The sequence below is a fragment of the Lactobacillus kitasatonis DSM 16761 = JCM 1039 genome, assembly GCF_000615285.1.
GTDB classification, from domain to species: Bacteria; Bacillota; Bacilli; order Lactobacillales; family Lactobacillaceae; genus Lactobacillus; species Lactobacillus kitasatonis.
In genome coordinates this window covers 48,991-73,855 of sequence record NZ_BALU01000012.1, presented here as the reverse complement: position 1 = coordinate 73,855, position 24,865 = coordinate 48,991, and the positions used below count along the sequence as shown (strand labels likewise).

The following is a 24,865-nucleotide window of genomic DNA, read 5'->3' as shown; positions in this document are numbered from 1 at the left end:
ACTCTTGATCTGGAGCCATACTGCTCATTAATTGCACTGGAGATTGACGCAAGAAAGCCATGACACTTTGACGAACGTCATATGGTGAAGAATATCGCCATAGTTTAGCAAAACTTCTACCAACTCAATCATACTATGAACAAAGACTTGCACATTAATGGTCATAAATGTAGAAAAAAGATGGTTAGTTTAAACTAACCATCTTTTTTACATCTCGTTAAAATCATTACTATAATCGTAATTATAATAAAAATCATGATCACCTTTTAACTGGCAATCATGATTTTTATTATCTCTTATATTATTTACTTACCAACGTAAAATTCAATACGTTGTTGTAAATTATGAAATTCTACTGGACAATAACCACCAATTTCACCATCAAGGTTAACTGGCAAATCTCGTCCTACGCTTTTTTTACCAATAAGTTCAGCCTTTAAGCTTCTAGTCTTAGTATAGATGATGTTAGGATCATCAACGTGCTTACCATTCAAAGCCAAAGCCATCAGCTTCATCATGCTGACAGGGTCTGAAGGCTTAACAACGATTAATTGGAAAAGTCCGTCGCTAAGTTGTGCATCAGGCATAACTTGTTCAAAACCACCGATTGAGTTAGTCATCCCAAGCAAGAACATTGAGAGCTTACCTTCATAAACACCATCATCATAAGTTAAACGCATTTCATTCTCAGTTAAGTGTGGCAACATTTCTGCACCCTTAATGAGGTAAGCAGCATAACCTAAAGCTGATTTTACTTCTGATGGTACGCCGTAAGTTAATTCTGTTAAAGAACCGCTGGCAGCAATATTTACAAAATATTGAGTTTGATCGCCAAAAACTGCTTTACCGATATCCATTTTACGTGTCTTATTCTTTAAGATAACCTTTGCGGCATCCGGAATATTGTCACGTGGAATAGCTAATGCACGGGCATAATCGTTAGTCGTACCTGCAGGAATAATTGCCATCTGAGGTCTCTTATCCAAAAAGGCGATTCCGTTAACTACTTCATTAATTGTACCATCACCACCGGCTGCAACAATCAGGTCAAAACCTTCTTTGGCAGCACGCGTGGCTTCATTGCGAGCACTATTTTGTTCAGGTGTAGTTCTAAAAGCACTAGCTTCATAGCCAGCTTGCTCTAACACATCTAAAATATCGGCCACGTTTTTGGGCATCTGCTCGTGACCGGATACAGGATTATAAATTAATCTTGCTTTACTAGTCATAATTACTACCTTAACGTTCTAAAAATTAGCGACTTTGCAATTCTTGGTTAAGCAACTTGTTAACCATCTTAGGGTTAGCCTTACCACGAGTTTGCTTCATGATTTGACCAACTAAGAAGCCGATTGCACGGTCCTTACCATTCTTAAAGTCTTCAACTGATTGTGGGTTATCGTCAACAACCTTCTTAACCATTGGAGCTAAGACTGAAGTATCAGACAATTGAACCATACCGTTGTCTTCAACGTACTTCTTAGGATCAGTACCGTTAGCAATAGTTTCAGCAAAGACCTTCTTAGCGATCTTAGATGAAATAGTACCATCTTTGATCAACTTGATCATTTCTGCTAAGTGTTCTGGAGTAAGCTTAATGTCATTCAAACTTACACGGTGATCGTTCAAGTAACCATTTACTTGAGTGTTCATCCAGTTAGCAGCCAGAGTTGGATCAGCACCAGCTTCGATTGCTACGTCAAAGAAGTCTGAGCTTTCCTTAGTTTGAAGCAAAACATTTGCATCGTATGGCTTCAAACCGTACTTGTTTACATAATCATCGTAACGATCAAATGGGCTTTTTGGAAGTTCCTTAGCAATTTGATCGATCCATTCTTGGCTAATGTGGTCAGGAGCAATATCTGGTTCTGGGAAGTAACGGTAGTCAGAAGCACCTTCCTTAACACGTTCCAAAACAGTCTTACCAGTTGCTTCGTCGAAACGACGAGTTGAAAGTTGGATGTGACCACCAGCTAAAAGAACTTGTTCTTGACGCTTTTCTTCGTATGCAAGTGAACGACGTACGTGGTCAAATGAGTTCAAGTTCTTCATTTCAACCTTAGTACCAAGTTCCTTTTGACCTGCAGGACGGATGGAAATGTTGGTATCAACACGCATTGAACCTTCTTCCATCTTAACGTCTGAAGCACCAGTAAATTGAACAATCTTACGTAATTTTTCAAGGTATGCGTAAGCTTCTTCTGGGTCTTCCATGTCAGGTTCAGAAACAACTTCAAGAAGTGGAACACCTTGACGGTTCAAGTCAACGTATGAGAAACCGTTGGTTCCGTGAGTGTTCTTACCGGCATCTTCTTCGATGTGCATTTCGTGGATACCGATTCTCTTCTTCTTACCGCGAACCTCAACTTCGATGTAACCATCACGAGCAAGTGGTTGGAAGAACTGAGTAATCTGGTAAGCCTTTGGGTTATCAGGATAGAAGTAGTTCTTACGGTCAAAGTGAGTAGTTGGCAAAATGTGAGCGTGAGTTGCTAAGGCAACCATAATACCTAAACGGTAAACATTCTTGTTAACCATTGGCAAGGTACCAGGCATAGCCCAGTCAATAACATTAGTCTCCGTGTTTTGTTCAGCACCATAGGTTACTGGTGAAGGAGAGAAAATCTTGCTCTTTGTCTTTAATTCGAAGTGGACTTCAAGTCCGATAGTCGATTTAAAATTCATTCAATTAATCCTCCATTCCAGTTGGTGTTTTTTCGTAAAACTTGTTGCTGCGTTCAATAAAGTCAGCAGTCTTGAAGACGTTGCCTTCATCAAAACGCTTAGCCATAATTTGTAAGCCGACAGGCATACCGTCAACTAAACCAGCTGGAACACTAGCTGCAGGAATACCTGCTAAGTTTGCAGAAATAGTCAAAATATCGTTGTTGTACATCTTGATTGGGTCAGAAACTTCTTCACCAATACCAAATGCAGGTTCAGTAGTAGTTGGTCCAACGATTACATCATTTTCAGCAAAGATCTTGTCAAAGTCGTCGCAAATCAAAGTTCTAACCTTAGCAGCTTGTCTGAAGAATCTGTCGTATGAACCAGCTGAAAGTGCGAATGAACCAAGCATGATACGACGCTTAACTTCTGTACCAAAACCTTCTGAACGTGACTTAACGTAAACGTCAAGCAAGTTCTTAGTATCCTTAGCACGGTAGCCGTAACGAATACCATCGTATCTTTGCAAGTTTGATGAAGCTTCACTTGAAGCAATGATGTAGTAGTCAGGAACAACGTACTTAGTATGTGGTAATGATACTTCGTTGATAATTGCGCCAGCATCCTTTAAAGCATCGATCTGCTTTTGGATAACTTCACGCATCTTACCGTCAACTGCTTCCATGTATTCCTTAGGAACAGCTACGCGAAGGCCCTTAACGTCTTGACCAATAAACTTAGTAAAGTCAGGAACTTCACGAGTTGAAACAGTTGAATCGTGTTCATCTGCACCTGCAATAACGTTCAATACTTCTGCTGAGTCCTTAACGCGCTTAGTCATTACACCGATTTGGTCAAGTGAAGAACCAAATGCGATAAGACCCCAACGAGATACACGTCCGTAAGTTGGCTTAATACCAAAAATACCGTTGAATGCAGCTGGTTGACGAATTGAACCACCAGTATCCGAACCAAGGGCTGCAACAACTTGACCGCCGGCGACTGCAGCTGCAGAACCACCGGATGAACCACCAGGAACCTTGTCTAAGTTCCATGGGTTGTGAGTAGCACCAAAGTATGAGTGTTCAGTTGATGAACCCATAGCGAATTCATCCATATTGGTCTTACCTACAAGGATTACGCCAGCCTTCTTAAGCTTAGAAATAACTGTTGCGTCGTACATTGGCATGTAGTTGTACAAAATGTGACTAGCAGCAGTAGTCTTAACGCCGTTAGTGATGATGTTGTCCTTAATAGCAATTGGAATACCTGCTAACTTGCTCTTTGAGAAGTCAAGTTTTTCTGCAGGCTTTACATCATCTAAAACAGTGATCCAAGCATTTAACTTCTTATCTGTATCCTTAATGTTTGCCACAGTGTCTTTAGCTAACTTATCTGCTGACAAGTCACCGCTGGCAAGCTTTTTGTTTAATGAATCAATAGTTTCGTTTAAGTAATTCATTACTCGTCCTCATCCTTATTAATAATTACAGGAACCTTAATGTAGCCGTTAGCCTTTTCAGGAACGTTTTCCATTAATGTTTCTCTAGTTTGTCCTTGCCAGTGTTCAGGTTTATCTTCTCTGAAGACAGTATCACGATCAACAACTTGGACAGTTTCTTCAACACCTTCAGTATCAACTTCGCTAAGTTGATCAGCCATGTTGATGATTGATCCCATTTGATCAGTAAACTTATCTAATTCTTCCTCATTAAACGCAAGTCGCGAAAGAGTCGCAACGTGTTTAATGGTATCTTTTGTGATTTCCACGCAAATACCTCCTATTCGCCGCCATAAACATGGACTTGATAATCACTATCGCCGGTTTCTTTGGCAATTAATGCTTGTACATCGTCAACTGAACCAATTCTAATTTCAATTGGAATATTATTAGGCAAATACTTCTTTGCAGTTGACAAGGCTAAACGAGTGAAACTTTGAATTTGCTCATAGCCATAAAACTGGGTCGTTACTGAAATATTTTCTTGAGCCAGCTTGCCATTATCATAACGCAAAGTTGCCGTTACCCCACTAATATTAGGGAAATAATTTTGAATAGACGTCTTGAAATCGTTGAAGTGCGATGCATCGCTGCTACTAATTGCCTTTTCATTACCAGTTGTCGGTAAAACTTGCATTCTTTCCGACACGGATTTCCATTTAGTTATTTTACTACTATTAGACGCCGCTGTCCCGTAAGCGAAGTAAGTTCCGCCAACTAATGAGTCTTTTCCGGTCTTTGAGAACAAGCCAACAGTAATTGGAATATTCTTCAAAGCCTTCTTCTTACGCAAACGAGCAATAATTTCATTAGCCATTCGCTCGCCTTGTGCCCGTTGATCGGCTCTTGAAATATCAGTTTGGAATTGAGCACCGTCACGTTTCTTTTGGAAGTAATCAACGGAATTCATCGCCAAGCCCAAACTCATACCACCAATTGAATACTTAGAACCGGAACCGGTCAAGTAATCTTGTTCAACAATTTCCTCCAAATAAATTGGGTTTCTAGTGTTTGCACCAGTCTTACCGTTATTAGCAGGATTCAATCCATTTGGATTAGATTTTGATTTTCTAGTCAACCAATCAGTAACTGTTGAAGAATCCAAGTATTGCCCTTCTTGGAAAACGTACTGGTTAGTTGAAAATTGATTCTTAGAAATTTGGATCAAACCACGTTCAAGTTCACGCGTATCAACTGAGTTGTCATTGTCAGTAGCAGTTAAACCAGAAATAGGACTAGTAACATAGCGACCATTTTTCAACAAAACGTTGTAGCCGCTATTGCCTGTGTTAGTAGTTTGATAACTCTTTTTCTTAGTTGTAGAAGTAGTTGTCGCATTGTTGGCTAAACTCGAATCCTTTAGTCTGCCACAGCCACTTAGGGTAAGCATTACCCCAGCCAAAGCCATAATCTGCAAATATTTTTTCACAATAATTGTCCCTTTATTCAATTTGTGCAATTGCTTCTTCTTCGGTTAAAAGTGGAACTCCCAATTGCTGAGCCTTATTGTATTTGGATCCGGCATCCTTGCCGTAAATCACATAATCAGTTTTATGAGAAACTGAGCCGGTGACCTTAGCACCTAAGGCTTGCAACTTCTTGATAAATTCACTTCTTGTATAATGCTCTAATTTTCCAGTTAATACAACCGTTTTATCTTTGAATGGGTTATCAGGTGCCTCTTCTTCATCCTCACCAAGATAATCCATGTTTAAACCACTCTCGCGCAATTCTTCAATCAACTTTTGCACTTCAGGTTGAGCAAAATACGTAGTCATCGATTCGGCAATCGTCATGCCTATTGTATCTATTGAAGCAATTTCTTTCACCCCTTGAGCCATAATCTTTGACAGATTTTTAAATTTTTGGGCGATTAGGCGGGCTGCCTTTGCTCCAACGTGGTCAATTCCAAGGCCTGTAATTAACAATTCTACTGAATTTGACTTGGAATTATCAATTGCAGTAAGCAAATTATTGATTGATTTTTCTTTAAAGTGATCAAGCTGAGCTAAATCATCTGCAGTTAAATGGTAAAGATCAGCAACGTTGTGAACCAAATCCTTGGCAATTAATTGTTTAACGATCTTTGGGCCTAATCCGGCAATATTCATCGCAGGACGTGATGCAAAATGAGTGATTCCTTCTTCTACTTGGGCTGGACAAGATGGGTTAATGCAGCGAAGAGCTACTTCGTCTTCTAAGTGAACTAGTTTTTGACCACATGATGGACAAGTATCAGGAATCTTGTAAGGCTCTGAATCTGCTGGACGCTTTGCTAAAACAACTTCAGAGATTTCTGGAATGATGTCGCCGGCCTTATGCAATTTTACCGTATCGCCAATGCGAACGCCCTTTTCATTTAAATAGTCAGGGTTGTGCAGCGAAGCTCTAGCAACAGTTGTACCCGCAAGTTGAACGGGATCCATCACAGCAGTTGGCGTTACGACACCGGTACGGCCAACCGTCCAAACGATGTCACGGACGATTGTTTCTTGTTCCTCTGGTGGGAACTTATAAGCAATTTCCCAACGTGGCACTTTTACGGTATTACCCAATTCTTGTTCAATGTTTAAATCATCAATCTTCAATACGATCCCATCGATGCCATAGGTCAAACTGTTACGCTTAGCCGTATATTCATCTATAAAGTCAAAGATCTCATCAAGTGTAGCCAATTTACGGCCGGTTTCATTAGTGTGAAAACCTAATTGATGCATGCGCTCAATGGCTTGGTGCTGACTTGTAATGCCCTTTGGTGGATTTACCCAAGTATAAATAAACGTGCTAAGCTGACGCTTCTTAGTTACCTTAGGATCAAGCTGACGAAGTGATCCAGCCGCAGCGTTACGTGGATTAGCAAAAACGCTTAAGCCTTGTTCTTCACGCTCTTCATTAAGTTTAGCAAAAGCTTCCTTGCCCATGTAACACTCGCCACGCACCTCAGTAGTCAAAGGCTCAGGCAAAGTTTGCGGAATATCGGCAATGTAATGTGCATTGGCCGTTACGTCTTCACCGACATAACCGTTACCACGAGTTGAAGCACGCACTAATTTACCATTTTCATATTCAAGTGAAAGTGATAAACCATCGATCTTCAATTCGACATTGTATTCAACAGGGTGGCCAACCAACTTTTGCATCCGTTGGTCAAATTCTTTTAGTTCATCCTTTGAGAAGACATCCCCCATTGAAAGCATAGGAATCGGGTGCTCAACTTTGGTGAATTCATTGTCAATTTGTCCACCAACTCTTTGCGTAATCGAATCAGGTGTGACTATTTCAGGGAATTCTTTCTCAAGTTCAAGCAAGCGATTATAGCTTTGATCGTAGACATTATCTTCAACTTCTGGTGCATCTTTTGAGTAGTATGCATCAGCCCATTCATTCAATTGGGTTCTAAGTGAAGCAGCTTCTTTTTTGGCTTCATCAAGAGTAATTTCTGCCATTTTTATCCTCCTGATTAAAATATCATTTAATCCAATTATACCTTCTTAATTGGCGCAAACGCAGCCAAAAGTCTCTTAATGCCCTTACCTGGGAAGGCAATATCGAGTTCCATGTCTTCGCCAGTACCGTTGACTTTGGTTACAACGCCGCGGCCCCAAGACTTGTGTTCTACTTGGTCGCCAACGCTCCAGCCCTTCTTTTCGGCACCAACAGCACCGCTAGCCTTTTTAGCAGTGTAAACTGTTGCTCGTGCACGTTCTGCTTTTCTAGCAAAAGGAGCTGAGGTAGCCGCAAAGCTAGACTTGATAAAGCTGCCTTCGAGCTTTTCATTTTCTTCTTTATGAAGGTCCTTTGGATCGATTTCTTCCAAGAATCTTGAAGGCGGATTGTTCTGCATTCTACCGTACATCATACGTGAGTAGGCATTAGTTAAGAACAGTTCTTGCTTGGCACGGGTAATACCAACGTAGGCCAAACGTCGCTCTTCTTCTAATTGACCGTTGTCCATCATTGAACGTTGTAATGGGAAAAGTCCATCTTCCATACCGATCAAGAAGACAACTGGGAATTCCAGACCCTTAGCAGCGTGCAAAGTCATCAAAGCAACTTGATTATCGTCTTCATCCAAGTCATCTTGGTCACTTAAAAGTGATACTTCAGCCAAGAAATCGCTCAATGGGTTAGAATCATCTTCTTCAGGTTCATAATGATCGTCAAAACGCTTGGTTACGGACAAGAATTCGTCCAAGTTTTCAAGACGAGTTTCAGATTCAATCGTATTTTCTGCCTTTAAAGCATCAGTATAATCAAAGTCCTCTAAGATCTTCTCAGCTAAACCGGTAACAGTATTGGTTTGTGCATAAGCAATCGCATCCCTAAGTTTTGCGCCAAAGTCGCTCAACTTCTTAGCAGCACGCGTACTAATTGAACTTTCTGCCACGTGATCCATCGCATCCAAAACAGTATAATGGTTGTCATCGGCAAATGTTAACAACTTATCCATAGTTGCGGCACCGATACCACGCTTTGGCGTATTGATGATTCTGTTCATGCTCATTGTGTCGGCAGGGTTAGCTACCAATTTCAAATAAGCCATGATATCCTTAATTTCCTTACGGTCGTAGAACTTGTGTCCACCAACAATTTGGTAAGGAATATTTGACTTAACAAATGCTTCTTCGACTGTACGTGATTGTGCGTTTGTTCTGTAAAGAATGGCAAAATCCTTGTAAGAACGGTGCTTGTCCTTAACTTCTTCTTGGATCTTAGAAATGATGTAGTGTGCTTCATCATCGCCACTTTGAGCTTGATAGTAAGTAACCTTTTGGCCTTCACCTTGGTCTGTCCACAGGTTCTTATCCTTACGGTTTTGGTTGTTCTTAATTACCGAGTTAGCGGCAGACAAAATGTGACCAGTTGAACGGTAATTTTGTTCCAACTTAACAGTTCTAACGCCATCTTTTTGGTAATCATGCTCAAAGTTCATGATGTTTTCCATATTGGCGCCACGCCAGCCATAAATAGACTGATCGGCATCCCCAACAACACAGATATTCTTATATTGAGCTGCTAGTGCATGACACAGTTGGTATTGCGCTTCGTTGGTATCCTGATATTCGTCGACCAAAATATAACGGAACTTGTTTTGATAATAATGCAGCGTTTCTGGATCTTTTTTTAATAAAACCAAGGTCTGCATGATCAAATCGTCAAAGTCCATGATTTGGTCTCTGCGCAATCTTCTTTGGTATTCCTTGTAGATCTTGGCCGCCATCTTTTCAAAAGGTGAAGAAGCAGTAGTTTCAAATGCTTCTGGATCAAGCAAGTCGTTCTTACCGTTAGAAATTGCAGCTAAAACGCCACGTGGGTCGTACATCTTAGGATTGATGTTTAAATCCTTTTCGATGTGCTTCACCAAAGTCAATTGTTCAGCTGAGTCCGCAATTGAAAAGTTGTGGCTGTAGCCAATCTTGTCCGCATCCCTACGCAAAATTCTGACGCAGAGGGCATGGAAAGTTGACATCCAAATATTCTCGGCAGCTGGGCCAAGCAACTTTTGTTCACGTTCACGCATTTCAGCTGCGGCTTTGTTAGTGAAGGTAATGGCCAAAATATTCCATGGTGCCACTTGATTTTCTTCAACTAAGTAAGCAATACGCCTTGTCAACACAGAAGTTTTGCCTGAACCCGCGCCAGCAACAACCAAAAGCGGACCTTCGGTCGTCTCGACAGCTTTCTTTTGTTGCGGATTCAAACCAGCTAAGATAGATTTTTCGCTCATTATTGTCCCCTTCACAAAAAATAATTCATTAATGCAACTTAGACATTATACCAAAAAAGCAACGAACATTCGTTGCTTTAAAGATTTACTTATCATATTTTTCGAGGTCAAATTGTTCAATTAAATTAATCAATTTGTCAGCGTAATCCGGATCGGTCGCGTAGCCATCGGTAACCAAAGCCTTGGCCTGCGTCTTATAATCCTTTGACGCTAAAACGTGCTTATATTGGTCGTGGTTCCACGTTGTCCCGTTTTGGAATAATCTAGCATGGGCACGAATAGAAGCCTCGTATGAGTCGTATATTTGGAAACGCGCCTTCACAGTTACCCACTTGTCCTTAACGTATTCTTTTGTCGTCATCACGGCCGAAGTATTCGGGTTAGTCCCCTTAACGCCGAATAAGTTGTTGTACTTTTGCGATAAATCGCTTTGGCCATAATTACTTTCAAGGCAGGCCTGAGCAATCGTGATACTTGGCAAAAGATCATAAGACTTGTCGACCTCACGCGCAATTGGCCCGATCTTTTTAATAAAAGCTTTTCTTTGTTTAAGTAATTTTGCCTGTTCTTGCTGACGCTGGAGCTGCGCTTGTCTAATCTGCTCAGATTGAATTGCATAGCGTCTGTAATAGCGAAAGCCCACGAAGGCCACCATCAACACAAACAAAATAATAAATACGCGAACGACTAATTTTACACTTTTTGGTACTCTTGATTTACGCTTTTTTGCCATAATTCCAATTCCTTTAATCCATTAATTAAAGTATACCCGAAAATTATATAAAAAAAGAAGTCGCTCACTGCGACTTCTTAATTGGTGCGGGCGAGAAGACTCGAACTTCCACGATCTAAAGCGATCACAAGATCCTTAGTCTTGCGCGTCTGCCATTCCGCCACGCCCGCGGAACAGTAACTATAATAGACTAAATTCGAGTGATGTGCAAGTAAATTTTGAAATTAATTTAATTTTATTTATATTTTTCTTTAGAAAACCCTCGCTAAACGCAAGCACCCCTTGCATTTACCGCACCTATAGCGAATTGTATTTATTCTGCGCATACGTGGATATTTTAGCCCGCAATTTTCACAGACATAGAGATATTTATATTTTTTACTGCGTCTTAACCCAATATCGGGTGCGTAGCGACTGCCGTCTACGCGTCTAAGTAAAATTTTAAAATCACGATCTTTATGCTGGTAGCCTAACCCCACTAAATGCAGATGGTAGTGACACAGTTCGTGTTTGATAATGCCAACTAAATATTTTTGATTTTTTTCTTCTAAAAAATGCGCATTAATTTCAATATGATGGTCGTCTAAATGATAGCGGCCACCTGTTGTCGTCATGCGGCGATTAATTTTTACCATATGCAAAAAGGGACGCTGAAAATAGTCCCTTGAAATTTTTTCTGTTAATTTTTGTAATTCTTCTTGATTCATCGAATCCATTTCGCATATAAACCTGCCTCTTTAGGCGTATTAATATGTCGCTTAAGAAACGTTACGATTTTATGTTTAAACGAATGCTTACCATTCATCCAAGTTCCAGTAAATAAGTGTATTGAAAGCGAACTAGATGATGGATTACATAAAACACCATCTGGATAAACATGGATGCCATCTTTCAATTCTTGTTCCTTATTGCCGATCTTTAAGCCATACTTGTCAATTAACATATCAGTAACTGAAACACTATTTACGCCAGCCATTTGATTATTTACATCATATTCAAAATTACGATCTTTATAATAATCAAGAATGTCCTGCATAAATGGATGCCCCTTCTCTGCCCCAAAAATTGCGGCTGACAGATAATTATTATTTTCAAAACCAATAAAAGCTTTGTTATCAATAAGAGGCGTCAGACTATCAATTACGCGTACATCGGTGTCTAAATAAATGCCACCCTGCTCATAAATAGCCTTGGCACGAATATAATCTGAAACAAAAGCCCACTTTTTAGCCTTATAAGCTTGTTCAATGTACTTATTTTCGTGCATATCGAAATTGTCTTCGTTCCATTCAATAAATTTATAATCAGGTAGTTTTTCCTTCCAAGTGGCAATACATTCCTGAATCACCTTTGACTTGGGATTATGACCTACCCAGACATAATGAATTGTTTTTGGAATCATTTTTAACCTCGTTTAAAGAAATTTTTGACTAACTTGATAATATCTTCGTTGAAGTTCAACTTTAATAAGAACATCAAAGCCAGGTAAATTACCAGCATGATGATTGACTTAACTGCCATGTTGAAGAAGGCTGAATGAATCAAGTTAGGCATAAACATGCCGATAGCTAACGTAATAATAGCGATTAAGAAATACTTTGGCACGTCATGGAAGACGTAAGCAAAGTCATAGCCGTCGCGCACTACCCACAAACGCAATACTAAAACTACGGCTTCCGTAATTAAGATTGCGATCATGGCACCCATAGCACCGTATGGACGGTCAAGGATGTAGCTTAAAACTATTTCAACGACCGCACCAATTACTACAGGAAAAGCATAGTCCTTGTCACGCTGGTTAGCTAAAGCAAACTGGTTGGCAAAAACACCACCGGTTGGAATCATGATGATGGTTAAGGTGAACCAAAACATCAGTGGCGTCATTGGAATATATTTATTACCAAAGAAGAATGGCACAAACTGCTGGGTATTGGCCATGATGATCACGGCAAATAATGTACCTAACATGATGGTAGCTTCTAGCGACTTTTTCAAAACCACTTTTTGCGTCTCTTTGCCTTCACTGGCCATTTTAGGCATGATAACCAAGGAAATACTAGTGATAACGCCTAGAATCATGTTTGAAATACGCTGCGAGTTGTCATAGAAAGATACTTGTGCTGAACCAGCGAACAGGCCCAAAATTGGTTTATCGAGCGAAGTATAAATCTGCGTCGCAATCTGAGGGATCATCAAAGTTCCGATCGCAATCGCAGTTTTTTTGAATTTATAAAAATGAGTCACTGGTCTGCCAACGTAACGGTGGATGTCAAACCAAAAGACGAATGACCCCAGCATCGTTGAAACGGACATGATCAGCAAATATTTCCACAAGTCAGCTGGTGATTTTACCCAAAGCAGAATCAAAACTACACTGACCAGTCTTACCGCCGTGTTTTTCAAAACAACGCGACCGAAGTCGGCGAGCCCTTGGAAGAACCAGGAAATATCAACCTGCGCTGAAATCAAATATGGCACCATGAGTAAAAGGTAGAACCAGTATTGAATGTGAAAGACCGTCGTTACAAAAATTGTGATGGCAATCGTAATTAAACCGGCAATACCTTGGAAGTACCACAAGCCCCAGAAGGCTCTAGTCAATTCTTCTGGCGTACCATATGTCCGCGTACGCGAGATCGTTCGCATCCCTACATAAGAAACAGACAGGATACAAAAGATCATTAAAAACTGTACAGTGTTGTTTACACTGCTGTAGATACCATATGTCTTTGGTCCTAAAACTCTAGACAAATATGGCACCGTGACCAACGGCACCAAAACAATAAAAATCTGATAGATAGCGTTATAAAGAATATTTAAAAACGTTTTGCGCATATTCTACCCTCTATATTCCTGCGTCATATACTTAAAGACCTTTTCACAATATGGTCCCTTCACTTGGCTGGTCAAATGTAGCCAGTAGAGACGACGGTTAGCAATTTGCTGGTTGTCCAAATGATCAAGATTATCAATCAATTCTTGCTCTGAATTTACGCTGATCCCTGGCGTAATCTCGCTGTATGGTCCCATCAAAAGGCCACGCGTTTTTTCATATTGCTTAAGGAAGTTGGTAACGAACACGATTGGCTTGTTCAAGTGTAAGTAGTCGAAGTAAATTGATGAGAAGTCGGTCATCAAAAAGTCGATGTCGCCGAGCAGTTCGTACAAGTCGTAATTATTGTCAAACAGGTAATCGTTGTTTAAAAAGGCAATGTTGGAGTAGCTACTTTTGAAGTTGTCAAATAAGCGCATTTCGTAGGGATGCAATTTCACGATTAAATATTGATGACGCTTTGCAAGTTCTTCATTTAACTTTTCACCATCAAAATCTTCAAAGGCAAAGAAGTTACCTTCCTTAATTTTGTCCATGATGGTTTTATCTTCAAGTTCATATCTAAAAGTTGGCATGTAGATGCCGATTTGCGCTTGGTCATCTTCAGTATTGAACAAGTCTTTTAACAATTGCTTCTTAGAAATTGCTGGCGAATCAAGCAAGTCCAATCTAGGGAAACCAATCTTGTGGTATTTCTTAGTTTCAATTGCCATGCAGGCACTCATCAAAGTCTCATATAAATCAGAACTTGAAGCTACAATATCAGCCGTTTTATGCCACAATTTTTCGTTGCGTTTATTGTCACGGTACTTGGTATTGTTAGCCATGATGCCCATGCGTTTCAAAGGCACTCCATGCCACAATTGCACGTTGATTTGGTGTTTGCGCACCTTAAAAGGCTGGTGCGTCGTAATCACGTACCGCGCTGCCCCTATCTTTTGCCAGATCTCCCACTTAAGGTGTGAAGATGGCCATGGCTCAACCAATGTAGTGTTGAATTCTGGGTGATTAATTAAGAGCCATTTGTAAAAAGCATAGCCGTTTGAACCAGAACGGCCTGAACCGTTTAAGACCACAATCGTGTTGTCCTCCATCGTGGTAAAACGCGCACGAAACTTCATCCAGGCTAAATAAAGACGAAACAAAAAACTTTTCATTTAAACAACTTCCTAAAAAATAATCTATCAGATTAAGCATATAAAAAAAGCTTGAGCAAACTCAAGCTTTTTTCTCTATTTTTGCTAAACTTTATTCTTTTCCCATTTTTCTTTGGAAGAATTTAACGATTTCCACAATTAAGATCATGCAGATACCAGCAACTAGAATTACTAGCCATTGATCACCGTCAAGTTCAGTTACGTCGAATAACTTAGTCATGAATGGCAATTCAACAGCAGCCATAATCAAGGCTGAGATAATAATCGCACCGTTGAACCACTTGTTGGCAAATGTGTGCTTTCTGAAAATTGATTGGTGGATGAACTTAGAGTTAATGGCGTGGAATAACTGAATAAGTCCTAAAGTAAGGAAGGCCATAGTCAAAGCATCCCCATGTTGCATGGATGGATCACCTACGTGCGGACCAACGTGAAGACCGATTTGGTAAGCACCTAAAACCAAAGCACCTTCAAGAATACCTTGGTAAATAATGGAGCTGGCAACACCGCCGCTAAAGAAGTTAGAATTCTTACCACGAGGCTTGCGTTTCATAATACCATCTTCAACTGGTTCAACACCTAAGGCGATAGCTGGCAAAGTATCAGTTACCAAGTTGATCCAAAGAAGTTGAACTGGAGCTAAAATGTCCCAGCCAAGCATGGTCATCATGAAGACTGTCAAAACTTCACCAACATTACAACTCATCAAATACAAAATAGCTTTTTGAATATTGCTGAAGACTTTACGTCCTTGCTTAACAGCTTCAACAATGGTTGCGAAGTTATCATCGGCCAAAACCATATCACTGGCACCCTTTGATACTTCAGTACCAGTAATACCCATACCGATACCAATGTCGGCTTGTTTCAAACTTGGGGCATCGTTAACACCGTCACCGGTCATGGCAACGATCTTGTTGTTAGCTTGCCATGCCTTAACGATTCTTACCTTGTGTTCTGGAGAAACACGAGCATAAACGCTGTAGTCGCCAACGTGCTTAGTGAAGTAGTCATCACTTAATTTATCAAGTTCAGCACCGGTTAAAACGCGCTTGTCTTGGCCTTTTCCGATAATGCCCAAACGTTCTGCGATGCTTGAGCCGTAGTTTGGTGGTCACCAGTAATCATCACAGTTCTGATACCAGCGCTCTTAGCTTCGGCAACAGCGTCCTTAGCTTCACCACGTTCTGGATCGATCATGCCGACAAGGCCAGCAAAGATCAAATCTTGTTCGACGTTGTCAGTGGACGGATCATCATAAAGTTCATTAACAGTCTTATAAGCCAAACCAAGCACACGCAAAGCTTTCTTAGCCATATTCTTGTTAGTTTCAAGAATGGCTTGCTTTTCTTCCTCAGTAATTGGCTTAACTTCACCGTTAATATCAATCTTGGTAATACGCTTCAAAAGCATATCAGGAGCACCCTTAACGGCAACGTAGTATTTGTCGCCATCTTCGTTAACAGTACTCATCAATTTACGTTCTGAATCAAATGGTACTTCTTGGACACGCTTGTACTTTTTAAGCAAAGCTTCTACATCAATACTTTGATCAAAGGTAAATTGAATCAAAGCAGTTTCGGTTGGGTCACCCAAAAGGTTACCACCGTTTTCAATTTGAGTATCGTTAGCTAAAACCATAGACAAAAGCGCAGGATTAGTTTCGCTAATCTCGTCGCTGTCGTCGTGAACTGCGCCGTCATGGAAAACCTTTTCAACGGTCATTCTGTTTTGAGTCAAAGTACCAGTCTTATCTGAACAAATAATGTCGGTAGCACCCAAAGTTTCAACGGCAGGCAACTTTCTAACGATTGCCTTATGTTTAGCCATCGTTTGGGTTCCTAATGCCAAAATAATCGTAACAATAGCTGGAAGTCCTTCTGGAATTGCAGCTACGGCAAGTGATACGGCAACTAAGAACATGTTAATCATCAAAGTAGAATTACGGTCGGCTGGATTTGCTTTTAACACACCAACGGCAAAGACAATCACACAGATTGCCAGAATCATAATGGTTAAAGTCTTACCAAGCTGATTCAAGTTCTGCTTCAAAGGAGTATCAGTTTCATCGGCGTTGTTAAGCATTGTAGCGATCTTACCAACTTCGGTGTGCATACCCGTGCTAACTACAATACCTTCACCACGTCCGTAAGTAACGTTAGTGTTGGAATATGCCATGTTCACACGGTCACCCAAAGCAATGTCATCACCAGATAAAGTCTCAACCTTCTTTTCAACTGGAACAGATTCACCAGTCAAAGCTGATTCTTCAATCTTCAAACTACTTGCCAAACTTAAACGCAAGTCAGCTGGAACAACGTCACCGGCTTCAAGCAAAACGATGTCGCCTGGTACCAATTCGGTACTTGGAATCGTAATGATTGCGTCGTTACGCCGGACATGCGCTTCCGGCGTGGCCATATCCTTTAGGGCTTCAATCGCAGCTTCACTTCTTGCCTCTTGAAAGACACCTAAAATGGCGTTCAAGATAACAACGATCATGATGATTGCTGCATCGGTCCACTCTTGAGCAACTACACCGGATAAAATGGCAGCGATGATCAAAACAATGATCATGAAATCCTTGAATTGATCGATGAAGCGCATAAACATGCTCTCCTTCTTTTTAGCAGCTAAAGCATTGGGGCCATACTTTTCAAGTCTGGCTTTGGCTTCGCTATCGCTTAATCCGGCATCGAGGGATGTTTTTAGCTCTTTTTCCACATCGGGTACTGACTCGGTGTAATATTTCTTAGCCAATTATTTTCCTCCTTTATATAAACAAAAAAAGACTTATATGCTTGTAGCACATAAGTCTCACAAATTAAGATAAACCCAGAAGTATTAATTCGCTTCGGCTGTTGTATTTATCGCAAGCAAATTGCCGTTACTCCCTTATGACAATTTCATTATAAGAAAATTTTTAAACTTTCACAAGTTTTAGCGAATAATTTTATTTCTTATAAAAGTCATCAAAAACAGTTACTGGCAAATGACGCTTGTGTTTACTCTTGTTCCATAACTTTTCAATTTGGTCGGCAGCCTTGTCAGAAACTTCCTTACCTTCAAGGTAATCGTCGATTTCCTTATAAGTTACACCAAGTGCAACTTCATCTGGTAAATCTGGCTTTTCTTCTTCAAGGTCAGCAGTAGGTGCCTTTTCGTAAAGGTGTTCTGGACAGCCCAATTCCTTTAAAAGCATCTTGCCTTGACGCTTGTCCAAACGGAACAATGGAGTCAAATCGGCAGCACCATCACCGTACTTAGTGTAGAAACCACTGAAGTTTTCGGCAGCGTGGTCAGTACCTACAACGGCACCCTTGTTAGCACCAGCAATAGCGTATTGAACGACCATTCTTTCACGGGCCTTAATGTTACCCTTGTTAAAGTCAGTAATCTTTTGGCCGGTTGCTTCAACTACCTTAACCATTGCGTCAACTGGTTCCTTAATATTAACGATCAAATCTTGATCTGGGTGTTGGAACTTAACAGCATCAGCCGCATCATCTGCGTCAGCTTGAACGCCGTATGGCAAACGAACAGCGATAAATTGATATGAATCATCGCCAGTTTCCTTACGCATTTCTTCCATTGCCATTTGACATAACTTACCAGTCAAAGTTGAGTCTTGACCACCAGAAATACCTAAAACGTATGACTTAAGAAATGGGTTAGCCTTCAAGTAATCCTTTAAGAAATCGATTGAACGTCTGATTTCCTTCTTAGGATCAATTTCAGGTTGAACATGTTCATAAGCAATAATTTCTTTTTGTAATTCTCTCATCGACCAATGCTTCTTTCTCTAATCTTACGACGAATGTCTTGAATAAGATTCATTCTACTTTCGTACAAGTTTTGTGACAAGTCTACTGGATATTCTTGTGGGTTCAAGCTACGCTTGTATTCATCCCATAAGCCATCAAGGTTTTCGGCACAGAACTTCTTAATTTCATCAAGGCTAGGTTGCTTGTAAACGAGCTTACCTTCCTTAAAGATGTCGTGTAAAAGCGGAATAGCAGTGTAATCAGTAACCACCTTGTTGATGTAAGTATATTGAGGGTGGAACATGAACAATGCGTCAAACTTACGTGGGTCTTCGTCATAGCGAGATACCCAGTCACCTTCATTTTTCTTAGCAGTGTTGGCACTGATACGCCATACTTGCTTCTTGCTTGGAGTAGATACCTTGATTGCATTTGAAGAAATCTTCAAGGTGTCACGCATTGCGTGCATTTCGTCTTCCATGGCAACTAACTTGTAAACTGCACCAAGGGCTGGTTGGTCATAAGCGGTAATGAACTTAGTACCGATACCCCAAACATCGATCTTGGCACCTTGCATCTTCAAGTTAGTGATGGTGTTTTCGTCCAAATCGTTTGAGGCAAAAATCTTAGCATTAGGATAACCGGCATCGTCCAATTCCTTACGAACTTGCTTAGAAATGTAGGCCATGTCGCCGGAGTCGATACGAACACCTAAGAAATTGATTTTGTCGCCCATTTCGTTAGCAACCTTGATTGCGTTAGGCACACCACTTCTAACAGTGTCGTAAGTATCTACCAAGAAGACACAATCCTTGTGAGTTTCAGCGTATGCCTTGAAGCTTCGTATTCACTGCCGAATGCTTCAACTAAAGCGTGAGCATGAGTACCGGTGATTGGAATACCGAATAATTTACCGGCACGAACGTTACTGGTTGAGTCAAAACCACCGATGTAAGCGGCACGTGCACCCCAGATAGCTGCGTCAGTTTCTTGGGCACGACGTGAACCGAATTCCATCAAACTATCATCTTTAACTGCCAATCTAATTCTTGCAGCCTTGGTAGCAAGCAAAGTTTGGAAGTTGATGATGTTCAAAATAGCAGTTTCAACTAATTGACATTGAGCAAGAGGACCTTCAACTTGAAGAATTGGTTCGTTCGCAAATACCAATTCCCCTTCCTTCATTGAACGGATGGTGAGCTTGAGCTTTAAATTGCGCAAGTAGTCGATAAAGTCATCATCGTAACCTTCTTGTTCTTTCAAATATTGAAGGTCGCTTTCTTTGAATTTCAAATTCTTCAAATAATCGATGACGTGTTCAAGACCCGCGTAAACGGCATAACCATTGCCGAATGGCTCTTTACGATAGAAGACTTCAAAAACAGCGTTGCGGTCTGCGATGCCCTTTTTGAAGTAGGTGTCCATCATATTAATTTCATACAAATCAGTGTGTAAAGCCAAAGAATCGTCTTTGTCTAATTCTGGGTAAAACATTGTTTCCCTTTCTGTTAATTAAAAAATTATGATTTTCGTTTTTTATTATACAACCATTAAGAACGTATGACTATTCTCTGACTTACATTACAAAGTCTGATATACAGCTAAAATTGAATCCAATTGATTTTTAATTGAAAAATGCTCTTCGGCATAGCGCTTTTCGGCATGAGCCATTTGGCGCAATTCTTTATTTGATTTATTTACTGCCAAATTAATTTGCTTGGCAATGGAATCAATGTCGCCGACTTTAGTGATAAAACCATATTCAGGTCCAGGAATCATCTTATGAATATCGCCAACATCTGTGGATAAAATGGGAATTAAATTATCAGTTGCCTCTAAAAGCACAAGTGGAAAACTTTCGGAATATGAGGTCAAAACGGCAAGGTCGATTCTCTTGTACAAGCCGCTTAATTGGTGATGAGTCATAAAACCATGGAAAGTCACTTGTGGGGCCATGTTTAATTGTCTAGTTAAAGCCTTGAGCGGTTCAAGCTGACTACCGTCACCTGCAATGTGCAAACGAATATGTTGGTCATTAAGCTTTTTAACTGCCTTAAGCAATAATTCTTGGCCCTTTACCTTTTCGGTACGTGCAACGTTAATAATATTGAAGTATGTGTGTTCATATTTAGCAGGGATTTCGCTGTCGTTGTGGAAAACAATGCCGTTATAGATGACGTGCACCTTGTTTTTATCCACCTGTGCTTTATTAATGAGCAATCTGGCAAAACGCTCAGTCACCGCAAAAACGCAGTCAGCCTTTCTTAAGGCACGGATATTCAAACTGGTGAAAATCTTGCCTAAAAGGCCGCGACCAGCAAAGTCCAAATAAGGATCAGAGTGCACCGTAATACACCAAGTTGCCTTAATCTTCTTATGAATCAGTGAGAGAAATAGGTTGGCCCTAGCTCCGTGAGTATGCACGATGTCGTAGTCACCATCATTGATAAAGCGGGTTAATTTCTTCAAACTGGCTAAATCATAACGGCTATTTGCGCCCAAAACATGAGTCTCAATCCCGTGTTCACGTGCTGCCTGCGCAACAGGACCTTCTGATAAAGTTAATAATTCGAAGTCCTTGCCTTCCTGTTTGGCCTCAGTTAATAAATTTACAATATGCGATAGGCCGCCTCCATTTTCAAGACCAGCATTTACATGCAAAACCTTCATTCTGTGATTATTTTCCTCTCTTCGATTGCTCCACTCGTGCTACGAACTGCGGCAAAACCAGCATTCGCTTGAAACGAGTTGGATTAGTAATTAAACGATAAAACCATTCTAAGTGCGTCTTTTGGAACGCTTCTGGCGCTCTTTTAACCATACCGGAAAAGACGTCAAAACTTCCGCCAACTCCCATCATTAGAGCAGGAAGTTCATTTCTGCGCAAAATTGCGAGTAGCTTTTCTTGCTTAGGGAAACCTAAAGCTGCAAAGACCATGTCTGGTTGCGTCTTGGCGATTCTGCGGGCTACGAGCTCTAAATCGTCGGTGAAGTAACCATCTTCTGCACCAACCAGATTGATATTAGGATATTCCTTAGCCACCTTAGCTTGGACTGCGTGGATTACTTGAGGCTTAGCACCGATTAAGTAAACACGGCTGCCGCGGTCATTTGCCACGCTCATTAGCCAAGTAAAAAGATCATAGCCAGTTACTCGCTCAGGCAAAGGCTGCTTAAGCATCTTAGCTGCTTTAACAATGCCGATCCCATCAGCAGTAATGTAATCCGTGTCGTTTTTTAAGATTTTCATAAACTCGGGATTTTCATTAGCTGCCATCACGATTTCGGGATTGGCCGTTACTACAAAAGTAGATAAGTGATTATTCAATCGCTCAATAAATTCATTTTGAAATTGATTAAAAGTCTTATTATCAAAATCAACGCCTAAAACATTAACTTTGTCCATTTTTGTACACCTCGCGCGTATTCTCATCTATTTTCTATTTTACCATTTGATCAGACAGTAAGTGAATGAAGTCCAAGTTTCATATTTTCTTTAAACATGATAAGATTGTTTTAATCAAAGGAGACAATATGAAAAGAGTAATTACTTATGGCACATTCGACCTGCTTCATTATGGTCATGTGCGCCTGCTTAAACGTGCAAAAGAATTAGGCGATTATCTAATCGTGGGGCTTTCAACTGATGAATTCAACGAATTCAAGAAGCACAAGGAAGCCTACAACACTTACCCAGAAAGAAAATACATCTTGGAAGCTATCCGCTACGTTGATAAGGTCATCCCTGAAAAAGACTGGGATCAGAAGATCGACGACGTGAAGAAATACAATATCGACACCTTCGTGATGGGTGACGACTGGAAAGGTAAATTCGACTTTTTGAAGCCATACTGCGACGTCGTTTACTTGCCAAGAACGCCAGGTATTTCAACTACCAAGATTAAAGAAGATTTGAAATAAAGAAAAAAGCTCCAATCCCACTCAAATTTTGAATGAGATTGGAGCTTTATTTTATCTATTCTAAACCAGCTACAAGTTTCTTAATTTCATCACGCACCTGACGAAAGACCACCATCTTTTGTTCAGGCGTTCCTTGTGCTTGCGCCGGATCAATCAAAGGCCAATGAAGACTTTTCGTTTGAGGCGGCAAAGCCGGGCAGCGATCCCGTGCATCCCCGCATAAGGTAACCACAAGATCAGCTGACTTCAAATAATCTGGATCGATTATCTTAGACATTTGCTTACTAATATCTACGCCATCTTCAGCCATAACTTTAACCGCATATGGATTCATGCCATGCTTTTCAATCCCTGCACTTCTAACTTCGTATTTATCCTTTAACAGGATCTTGCCATAGCCTTCTGCCATCTGGCTTCTACAAGAATTACCAGTGCATAAAAAGTATATTTTCTTCATTATCTGCTACTTAGAAAAAGTAAATTCAAATCTTTCAGCGACATAACGCGCACGCGTATATTCAAATGGTTGACCCGATGCAAGTTCAGTAACCTGACGTCTAGTAATCAAGGCCTCACCCTTCTTAGCCTTGAGCAAACGAGCATCTTGTTCATTGGCAACTGAGGCAGAAATATGTTCAGTTACTCGACCCACTTCAAAACCGCCGCGCTTTTCAAGCGTTTCATACAAGTGGCTGGAAATATCTTCCTTCGAGAAGTCCTTAACCAAATAGTAAGGCACAGTAACGACTTCGTGACAAATTGGAGTATCGTCGGCATAACGAATTCTTTCCATGCGCAAAACCTTCTCGTCTTTCTTAAGAGACAGACGCTCTTTTTCTGATAAAGAAGGCTTGCCCACTTGGTAAGAAATCAACTTGCTGGAAGGAACCTGGCCATTTGCCTTAGTAATTTCGGTAAATGACATGATCCCTGACATCTTTTCTTGCACCTTTTGACTAGCTACATAAGTACCGCTGCCCAAGCGTCTTTCAAGGATTCCTTCTTCTTCTAGCGTCTTAATAGCTTGACGCAAAGTCATTCTTGAAACGCCAAACTTCACTGATAATTGACGTTCAGCCGGAATTCTGTCTCCCACTTTGTACACATGATTTTCAATATCGCGCTTGATCTGATTATGGATCTTGATATACATAGGTTCTTCCATAATGTCGCCTCCAAAGTCTAAATACTACCTGTTATTATAAAGCAAATTGGTCTAGATTGCATTTAATACGGTAGATTAATTTTACCATGCTATTTTTTCTTAGCGGTCCATTGGATACCTAAAATATAAACATTGGGGCGTTTGTTGCATTCCACGCTTAACTTTTCATCCTTGTCAGCGATGACGTTGGTGTGCAATTTTGCTTCGTCTTGAATAGCCAAATCAGCGCCATTGGGATGCAAAAGCAAATCATGTCCACGCAAGTGAGCGTTGCCACTTAATGCCAAAAAGTATTCGTAATTCATGTTCCCCATGAAGCTGACGCGCGTAGCTTCACAAGTTGCTTCATCTTGAAAATCACTGTGAGCAGTTACCATAGAATTGCTCATTGTGACTTTAGCTTCATTGATAACAACCATCCGGTTAATAGTACAGTTTTGAATAATTGTCCGCGTCTTTTTATCGATGTAAACACCACCATTAAACTTACTGTTCATGATATTGCTCCAGCAGTCATCACTGAGGTATAAACAAGAATCGTCCTTAGCGCGCACCGTACTGTTAAGCATGTTCATCCAAGTTTGACCGTGCAGTAAAATATAATCGGCTTCGGAATTGTTGATATCAAGTTCCGCATTAGTTTTGGCAAAAGTATTGATACTGCCGTGAATGTTGGAGTTATTAATAATTGCAGTACCCTGCCCTTCTATGGCCAAAGCACAGTATTTATCAGACTTGTAGTCGATCAACGAATCATTCATTTCCAAACGGAAACTGGCATTGGCGTACATAGAAACTGAGCCATTGATGACCTTGGTTGAATAAAGTTCAACAGTGATTTTTCCGTTAACGGCAATAGCAGCAGTGTCGGTGCCGTTACCCTTGACAAAGCAATTACGCAAAGTCAAATAACCGTCGGCTTCTGCCGGAACAAAAAGGCTATTGTTGTCGGTAGTGGTATTAATACATAAATTTTCTAAAGTAACATAACGACTATCTTCTGAAACGCTGATGTAGCCTTCGATAGTCGTGTCTTCTGGGATAGAACCCGTCCCTTTAATTGTGATATCTGTTAGTGTTAAGCCTTGTGGCAAATAGTAAAAGCCAGGCCCCAGCATTAAAACGTCATCAGCACGCAAATCTTTTAATGCCTTGTGCCAACTGGTTTCGCTACTTGAGCCTCCAACTCTGATTATTCTAGCCATTCAAATTTCCCCTTACTAAAAAAGACAGCTCTTATATTGTACTTGTTTTCCACTAATAATGGTTAATTTTTGCCTATTAAAAATAGAACCTGATCGAAATGATCAAGTTCTATCTACGCAAATATTGATGATATTTAATTTTAGGTAAAAAGAGAAACGTCATAAGACGTTTCTTTGATTAGGGTTGGGTG

Annotated in this window: 19 protein-coding genes, 1 tRNA gene and 2 pseudogenes; 1 reads left to right on the top strand and 21 read right to left on the bottom strand. The window is 40.5% G+C overall.

The genetic code is table 11. The annotated features are described in order from the left end of the window. Positions 1-305 precede the first annotated feature (305 nt). The 18 genes and pseudogenes from JCM1039_RS08300 to JCM1039_RS08215 all read right to left on the bottom strand — a co-directional run bounded on the left by JCM1039_RS08300 (position 306) and on the right by JCM1039_RS08215 (position 21,789). Positions 306-1,229 carry a diacylglycerol kinase family lipid kinase gene (locus JCM1039_RS08300; protein WP_025015395.1) on the bottom strand — a complete coding sequence of 308 codons (924 nt, stop codon included), beginning with the start codon at positions 1,227-1,229 and terminating at the stop codon, positions 306-308. Positions 1,230-1,254: 25 nt separating this feature from the next. Continuing rightward, a complete protein-coding gene (gene gatB / locus JCM1039_RS08295; protein WP_025015394.1) occupies positions 1,255-2,685 on the bottom strand; it encodes an Asp-tRNA(Asn)/Glu-tRNA(Gln) amidotransferase subunit GatB in 1,431 nt (476 codons plus the stop codon). Between the two features lie 4 nt (positions 2,686-2,689). After that, on the bottom strand, positions 2,690-4,129 hold the full coding sequence (gene gatA, locus JCM1039_RS08290) for an Asp-tRNA(Asn)/Glu-tRNA(Gln) amidotransferase subunit GatA (RefSeq protein ID WP_025015393.1): 1,440 nt from the start codon (positions 4,127-4,129) through the stop codon (positions 2,690-2,692). Continuing rightward, complete coding sequence (gene gatC / locus JCM1039_RS08285; RefSeq protein ID WP_025015392.1) at positions 4,129-4,437, bottom strand: Asp-tRNA(Asn)/Glu-tRNA(Gln) amidotransferase subunit GatC; 309 nt, start codon at positions 4,435-4,437, stop codon at positions 4,129-4,131. Before gatC ends, gatA begins: the two co-directional genes overlap by 1 nt. 11 nt (positions 4,438-4,448) lie before the next feature. Continuing rightward, a complete protein-coding gene (locus JCM1039_RS08280) occupies positions 4,449-5,597 on the bottom strand; it encodes a CamS family sex pheromone protein (protein ID WP_025015391.1) in 1,149 nt (382 codons plus the stop codon). 13 nt (positions 5,598-5,610) lie between these two features. Continuing rightward, complete coding sequence (gene ligA, locus JCM1039_RS08275) at positions 5,611-7,614, bottom strand: NAD-dependent DNA ligase LigA (protein ID WP_025015390.1); 2,004 nt, start codon at positions 7,612-7,614, stop codon at positions 5,611-5,613. 35 nt (positions 7,615-7,649) lie between these two features. Beyond that, the gene (pcrA, locus tag JCM1039_RS08270; protein WP_025015389.1) at positions 7,650-9,896 is read right to left on the bottom strand and encodes a DNA helicase PcrA; all 2,247 of its coding nucleotides are present in this window, start codon (positions 9,894-9,896) and stop codon (positions 7,650-7,652) included. Between the two features lie 85 nt (positions 9,897-9,981). Continuing rightward, positions 9,982-10,629, bottom strand: a complete 648-nt coding sequence (locus JCM1039_RS08265) for a glycoside hydrolase family 73 protein (protein ID WP_025015388.1) — start codon at positions 10,627-10,629, stop codon at positions 9,982-9,984. A gap of 82 nt (positions 10,630-10,711) precedes the next feature. After that, positions 10,712-10,799 (bottom strand) — tRNA-Leu (locus JCM1039_RS08260). A gap of 81 nt (positions 10,800-10,880) precedes the next feature. Continuing rightward, positions 10,881-11,336 carry a SprT family protein gene (locus JCM1039_RS08255; protein ID WP_025015387.1) on the bottom strand — a complete coding sequence of 152 codons (456 nt, stop codon included), beginning with the start codon at positions 11,334-11,336 and terminating at the stop codon, positions 10,881-10,883. Next, positions 11,333-12,031, bottom strand: coding sequence for a glycosyltransferase family 32 protein (locus JCM1039_RS08250; RefSeq protein ID WP_025015386.1), 699 nt, complete (start codon positions 12,029-12,031; stop codon positions 11,333-11,335). The genes JCM1039_RS08255 and JCM1039_RS08250 overlap by 4 nt, the downstream gene beginning before the upstream one ends. 2 nt (positions 12,032-12,033) lie before the next feature. Then, positions 12,034-13,464 carry an oligosaccharide flippase family protein gene (locus tag JCM1039_RS08245; RefSeq protein ID WP_025015385.1) on the bottom strand — a complete coding sequence of 477 codons (1,431 nt, stop codon included), beginning with the start codon at positions 13,462-13,464 and terminating at the stop codon, positions 12,034-12,036. Positions 13,465-13,467: 3 nt separating this feature from the next. Further along, positions 13,468-14,619, bottom strand: a complete 1,152-nt coding sequence (locus JCM1039_RS08240; RefSeq protein WP_025015384.1) for a CDP-glycerol--glycerophosphate glycerophosphotransferase — start codon at positions 14,617-14,619, stop codon at positions 13,468-13,470. A gap of 91 nt (positions 14,620-14,710) precedes the next feature. Continuing rightward, a pseudogene (locus JCM1039_RS11325) lies at positions 14,711-17,379 on the bottom strand (calcium-translocating P-type ATPase, PMCA-type). Positions 17,380-17,572: 193 nt separating this feature from the next. After that, the gene (nadE, locus tag JCM1039_RS08230; RefSeq protein WP_025015383.1) at positions 17,573-18,403 is read right to left on the bottom strand and encodes an NAD(+) synthase; all 831 of its coding nucleotides are present in this window, start codon (positions 18,401-18,403) and stop codon (positions 17,573-17,575) included. Further along, positions 18,400-19,877: pseudogene (locus JCM1039_RS11320) on the bottom strand (nicotinate phosphoribosyltransferase). Before JCM1039_RS11320 ends, nadE begins: the two are co-directional and overlap by 4 nt. An 87-nt stretch (positions 19,878-19,964) precedes the next feature. Further along, the gene (locus tag JCM1039_RS08220; protein WP_025015382.1) at positions 19,965-21,053 is read right to left on the bottom strand and encodes a glycosyltransferase family 4 protein; all 1,089 of its coding nucleotides are present in this window, start codon (positions 21,051-21,053) and stop codon (positions 19,965-19,967) included. Between the two features lie 7 nt (positions 21,054-21,060). Continuing rightward, positions 21,061-21,789 (bottom strand): WecB/TagA/CpsF family glycosyltransferase, encoded by a 729-nt coding sequence (locus JCM1039_RS08215; protein WP_025015381.1) that lies wholly within the window; start codon positions 21,787-21,789, stop codon positions 21,061-21,063. 128 nt (positions 21,790-21,917) lie between these two features. Between JCM1039_RS08215 and tagD the strand changes: the two genes are divergently transcribed. After that, entirely contained in the window at positions 21,918-22,304 is a 387-nt protein-coding gene (gene tagD / locus JCM1039_RS08210; protein WP_013437345.1) for a glycerol-3-phosphate cytidylyltransferase, read from the top strand. A 55-nt stretch (positions 22,305-22,359) separates the two neighbouring features. Here tagD and arsC read toward each other — a convergent pair whose 3' ends face one another. From arsC to JCM1039_RS08195, 3 genes are all read right to left on the bottom strand, one after another. Beyond that, positions 22,360-22,761: an arsenate reductase (thioredoxin) gene (arsC, locus tag JCM1039_RS08205; protein ID WP_025015380.1), complete on the bottom strand. Its 402-nt coding sequence runs from the start codon at positions 22,759-22,761 to the stop codon at positions 22,360-22,362. Positions 22,762-22,767: 6 nt separating this feature from the next. Then, on the bottom strand, positions 22,768-23,469 hold the full coding sequence (locus tag JCM1039_RS08200) for a GntR family transcriptional regulator (protein ID WP_025015379.1): 702 nt from the start codon (positions 23,467-23,469) through the stop codon (positions 22,768-22,770). A gap of 89 nt (positions 23,470-23,558) precedes the next feature. Beyond that, positions 23,559-24,674: a hypothetical protein gene (locus JCM1039_RS08195; RefSeq protein ID WP_025015378.1), complete on the bottom strand. Its 1,116-nt coding sequence runs from the start codon at positions 24,672-24,674 to the stop codon at positions 23,559-23,561. Between the last annotated feature and the right edge of the window lie 191 nt (positions 24,675-24,865).